We start from the raw sequence: 3,602 nt of genomic DNA, 5'->3' as shown, positions 1-3,602 counted from the left end.
TGCGGGCCGTGTTCAGCGACGAGGACCGGCGCTTCAGCCCGTGGACGATATAGCCCTTGGACAGCAGCAGTTCCGACAGATAGGCACCATCCTGGCCGGTGACGCCGGTGATCAAGGCCGTCTTAGTCACGCCCGCTCCTGTTCAACTCTGTAGTAAATAAAGAACAAGGTTATCCAAATTGTGCATGATTTAACACGGTTTTATCGGTCGTCCCGACCGATACCCGATCCGCCGCCAGGATATGCATGGGGGAACATGGCGGCTTTCATCAAGCGTTTCACAAACGGCTTCATCGACCAGCACAGATGCCTGGTCGATGAAATCCGGCTTTCTGCGGCAAGAAGCACTATTCCGCCATCAGGAATGCGCAGCCCTCCGCAGCGGCAAATCGAATGTTGCCATAAACAGGATCAAAGCTAGATATGCCGATCTGCAAGGCAACCAGATCACTCTTCTTGAACAGCTGAAATTCGATTACGAAGCCGCAGAAGTAAAGATCAAAGTTATTGAAGCTCTCGTAGACGTCTGTTCGGGCCTTCGTGAAGACATTGGCATTTTTCACTGGCAGGTTTGTCGACAGATAAATGATCTGATCTGCTGACAAATCCCGGAACCAAGACCAGCCCGTGATCCGAACAATCTCTTCGGTGACCTCTATCTGGTCGACATGTCCGATACGGCTACCATAGTCGACATTCGGCAGCGGGCCGACAACCAGACGCCGGACATTCCAGTTGATCGGCGAATTGTCATGGCCGAAGACGTCACCCTTATAGTCCTTAAGCAACACATCGGACAAGTTATGGCGGAGCCGCAGGCGGTGCTTGATGTTGCTATGTTGCCTGCTGGTCAATGTCCGATTGTCACCAAGAGATGCCCGCCAGTAATAGGCAACAGTTGGGGACCAGGTATGAACAACTTTGACTTCCTCTTTCAGCAGCATGAGCAGCAGATCGAGGTCTTCCAGTTCAGGAAGATTGAAAGCGCTGAGCTCAACATTGCGCAGGAGGGTGGAGCGGGCCACGAAGGAATTTGACGTGATGAAGTTATCACCGGCCAGCAGGCGCTTGCGGTCATACGGGTCCATATAGGCCAGACGCCGCGGTTCATCCTGGAGGTAGAAGTTCTCATCCGTGAATTTGCGTTCCGGAACCGATGGCCAAGGCGGATTGCCGCCCTCCCAGACACGGACAGCGCCGGAATAGGCAAAATCAGCATCTTCGGCCCAAATGCTTCTCAGGCACTTCTCAAGGTGATTATCAAAGAAGACGTCATCATCGTCCAGAATGGCGAAAAATTCGCCTTTCACCTTTGACAGTCCAACGGAAAGTGCGGAGGCAGGGCTCAACAGTTCGTTGGAATACATCACAAAGCCGGGCAAATTGTATTTGCTCAGCATTTCCGCGATTTCGTTCGGGCTCCGGCTCAGGCCGGATTGAACGACCGTCACGGAAAAATTCTTGTAGGATTGCCGGCTCAAGCTCGTCAGCGCACGGTCCAGAAAATCCAGGGGCCGCGAGGTTGACCGGATGATCACATCGATCTGTCCGGGGATGGTCGCCTCGCCCGCTGCTGGGACGGTCGTCTTTTTTGCAGCGGGGCGCTGCGCCATAGGCACAAAGCCGCCAATATGACGGACTTCGGCCGCGAAATCAGGCAGTTGCTGGGCGAAGCAATCAAGCGAGAAACGTTCGCGCCAGATCTTGTGCATTGCGTCGGTGCGGGCGGCCGCTTCCGCCGGATTACTCCGCACCCATTCCATGTGACCTTTGATCTGATCAGCCAGGATGCTGGCCGGCAACTTCGAGTTCACATAGAGCGGCAACTCACCATAGTGCTTGCGAACGAACGGATGCTCATCCACGATCATCATGCAGCGGGCGGCCGGCGCTTCGAATACCCGCATGTTGGGGATGCCGGAATCGAAATGTTCACGCTTGTGCAGGGCCAGAACCACACCGGCGGAATTCGCCGTCTCAAGAACGGATATGCCGTCCAGTTTTAGTTCACCACGATAAGCGCGGCTTGCGTAACCCCACGCCCCCTTGGGCCCAAAGATGTTGAACCAAGGCATGGATGCCAGCGTCGTGAACAGATCTTGATGACGGACGCCGTCCCAATTCTTGCCGACATACAGCAGCTTTGCAGATGCAAAGTTTGGCGTTTTGAAATCGAGGATTGGCGCACTAGGATACATTTCCCTTGTCGGGAATTCTTTCCCCGTTGCAACTTTTATGTCATTAACGAAGTCATCACTCTCACCACTGGCGGTGGTCAGGCCATCCAGGCAAATGAGGTTCCGCAGATAAGCGGGATTGTCGGCAAAGAAACGACTGGGATTCCAATGCGCCCCGATCGTTGGATGCCGGGTGAGTTTCGGGAAATGAAAATGTAATGACAACACCAGATCAGGGTCAGCTTCTTCGATCTCATCGGTGGTCCGGCATTCTACCACTTCAATGCCGAAACGTTCACAGGATATCTTGAGCCTTTCTGTGAATTCGTTTTCTGCAGAATGTTCAAATCCGAGGAACACCGCTACCTTCATAATTTGCACACTCTGCTGTTATGTTAAGTAATCGCCAATTTGAATAAAATTTAGTCTTTGCCTTGTCAACCCCATTCTCATGTGGAATGGCCTTAAAATGGTTCCATAAGGAACTCCTGAGCCGAATGAAACGCCGTCCTGATGCTCAAGAGGTTTAAATCAAGGGTGCAGTCCGGGCTGATCATCAGGATATGGCGGCCAGAGCCTGGTGCGGCACGGGTATCCATTGAACGGCAGGGGCCGTCAAGTGACGAAATAATCATTCGGAATCCGAACCAGTCGCCAGGTGCTGTTCTTTATCCAGGGTGTGCCGGCAGGCGATTCGTCAATGTTTATCAGAAGGGTGACTTGGCCTGGCGGCGTATGGATTTCGGTCCCTGTTGAGGGTGCGATCCGTGGGCTTGGGGTAAGCATGTTGACGGCATTTCAGGTGCACGATCCTAAGTCGGCTTGCGCCTTGTCGTATCATCGCGGGCAAGTGACGGGTTTCCGAACAGGTTCCGGGCCAAGAAGAGGCACAAATGGCCCGAAGGCAGTTTGACCCTCTGTGGCGGAACTGCGGAACCTTCTCCATCCTTGGGTAGAACGGGTCCAGGAGGGGGCGGATGACATCATCGAAGCAGTGGGGCAGGGCTGCATCATAGTGACGATTCTATTGCCGCGGTGATGGGTTGGATTTCCACCCCCCGGCAGTCTCCGTCGGAGAAACGATCAGCGCTGCTGACGGTCGGCACGGCCATCACCCGCCCCAGATAGGGTGGCGGGCGGCAAAAGGGGCGCCAATTGACAAAGTTGCCATGTCTGATAGGAACGGTAGAAATGCCTTCCTGGCTGCTAACGGCACGATACTGATAAGGAATTCCCGATGCGCATCGCCGTCATCGGCACCGGTTATGTCGGTCTGGTCTCTGGTGCCTGTTTTTCCGAATTCGGGGTGGAGACGATCTGTGTCGATAAGGACCAGGGTAAGATCGACCGGCTGCTGAAGGGGGAAATCCCGATCTATGAGCCGGGGCTGGACGCCCTGGTGGAGAAGAACGCCAAGGCCGGGCG

2 protein-coding genes and 1 pseudogene are annotated in these 3,602 nt (G+C 54.3%); 1 reads left to right on the top strand and 2 read right to left on the bottom strand.

The genetic code is table 11. The features are described from left to right. A partial coding sequence (locus Q0072_RS12375) for a GDP-mannose 4,6-dehydratase (RefSeq protein ID WP_298330533.1) occupies nt 1–130 on the bottom strand: 130 nt, incomplete at its 3' end. Between the two features lie 217 nt (nt 131–347). Continuing rightward, nucleotides 348–2,549: a glycosyltransferase gene (locus Q0072_RS12370; RefSeq protein ID WP_298330530.1), complete on the bottom strand. Its 2,202-nt coding sequence runs from the start codon at nt 2,547–2,549 to the stop codon at nt 348–350. A gap of 865 nt (nt 2,550–3,414) precedes the next feature. Between Q0072_RS12370 and Q0072_RS12365 the strand changes: the two are divergent. Further along, a pseudogene (locus tag Q0072_RS12365) lies at nt 3,415–3,602 on the top strand (UDP-glucose 6-dehydrogenase); the annotation flags it as partial.

The sequence above is a fragment of the Asticcacaulis sp. genome (assembly GCF_027484505.1).
Lineage (GTDB): Bacteria > Pseudomonadota > Alphaproteobacteria > Caulobacterales > Caulobacteraceae > Asticcacaulis.
Note: the sequence above shows the minus strand (reverse complement) of the source record. Positions and strands in the feature narration are given on the sequence as shown.